The sequence below is a fragment of the Streptomyces swartbergensis genome (genome assembly GCF_002148965.1).
Classification (GTDB): Bacteria; Actinomycetota; Actinomycetes; order Streptomycetales; family Streptomycetaceae; genus Streptomyces; species Streptomyces swartbergensis.
In genome coordinates, this window is record NZ_NGFN01000692.1 from 1 (window position 1) to 1423 (window position 1423).

Annotated in this window: 3 protein-coding genes; all 3 read left to right on the plus strand. The window is 70.7% G+C overall.

The genetic code is table 11. From position 1 onward, the window contains the following. The coding region (locus tag CA983_RS43610; RefSeq protein ID WP_208637183.1) for a hypothetical protein at positions 1-215 on the plus strand (215 nt) is incomplete at its 5' end. Then, positions 215-946: a hypothetical protein gene (locus tag CA983_RS43615; RefSeq protein WP_208637184.1), complete on the plus strand. Its 732-nt coding sequence runs from the start codon at positions 215-217 to the stop codon at positions 944-946. The genes CA983_RS43610 and CA983_RS43615, both read left to right, overlap by 1 nt. Continuing rightward, positions 943-1423, plus strand: a 481-nt coding sequence (locus CA983_RS43620) for an alpha/beta fold hydrolase (RefSeq protein ID WP_158101946.1), incomplete at its 3' end; no start/stop codon positions are given. The genes CA983_RS43615 and CA983_RS43620, both read left to right, overlap by 4 nt.

A 1423-nucleotide genomic window follows, 5' to 3' on the forward strand; every position in this document is an offset into this window, starting at 1 on the left:
TCCACACCACGTACACCACCCCGGACACCGTCTCGCTCTTCCTGCGCGGCCCCGCCGAGAAGGAGCGCTCGATCATCACCGAGCGCGAGACGGGCCGCGTCTGGTGGCGCTTCGGCGAGGACAAGGAAAAGGCCCAGCGCCGCGGCAGCAAGCGCATCAGCAAGGACTACTTCGACGAACTCACCGGCCGTCTGCGGGCCATGGAGGTGCTGTGATGGTGACCCGCCCCGGCGACGACCTGCTGGATCTCACCCCCTCGATCCTGCTGACCGCGCCCTGCGACGAGGACATCACCAAGGCCGAGGCGCTCATGGCCTCGTTTCCCAAGGTGCGCTGGGACGACCTGGAGGCGGCGGCCGAGATCACTGAGGCGATCGCCCGCCGGCTCGGCGACGACCGGGCGCTGCTGCGCACCCTCGTGGCCCGCGCTCTGCGCACCCCGGAGCTGCGCGAGAAGTTCGAGTGCCACGCGCTCGACGACAAGATCGTGATCTGGGACGACCAGGATAAGGGCCTGCGCATCCGGCTCCGGCTCGCCAACACCGACCAGTACGAGCGGGTCCACAACCACCGCTACAGCTTCACCGCCTACATCCTGCACGGCGCGTACCAGCACACGCTGTACGCGACCGACCAGCCGCTCGACGAGAGCGCCGACGTCTCCCGCTTCTGGCCGTACTTCGTGCGCGAGGAGCCGGCCGGCCGGTGCATCACCCTCGACCACGAGCAGCTGCACACCACCATCACCGAGCCCGAGACGATCTCGCTGATGATCCAGAGCCCCGCCCGCAAGCAGCGCGCCTTCATGATCCGCCGCGACGACGGGACCGTCTGGTACCGCCTGGGTGCCGCCGAGGAATCCGCCGAGCGCCGCGCGGAGGTGCGGATGCCCGACGAGCGCCTGCACCACTGGCTGTCGCGTCTTGAAGCGTTCGAGCTCCTGTGAGCACGGCCTTCGGCCACCTCCGGTACGGACCCTCCGGGTGGCAGCGCATCGACCTGTACGGGCCGGCTGAACCGGAGGACGGTGCCGCGCCCGTCACCGAAGCCCCGCAGGCCGCACCGGTGGTGCTGGTGCACGGTGGTTTCTGGCGGCACGACCGCACGGCGCAGGATCTGGAACCGCTGGCGTTCGTCCTGGCCGAACTCGGCCACCGGGTCGCCGTCCTGGAGTACCGGCCGAGCTGGGACGGCGGAGCCTGGCCGGGCGCCGCCGAGGACTGCCGGGCCGCCCTGCACCTGCTCGGGCAGAAGGACGGCACCTGGGACGGCGCCGTGCTCGTGGGCCACTCCGCGGGCGCCCATCTGCTGCTCGCCGCCCTCCAGGGGCAGGCCCGCGGGGCCAACGTCGTGCTGCTCGCTGCGGGGCTCTGGATCATCAGCGAGATCGTCTCGGGCTCGGTGATGGTGGTGTGCAGCTGCT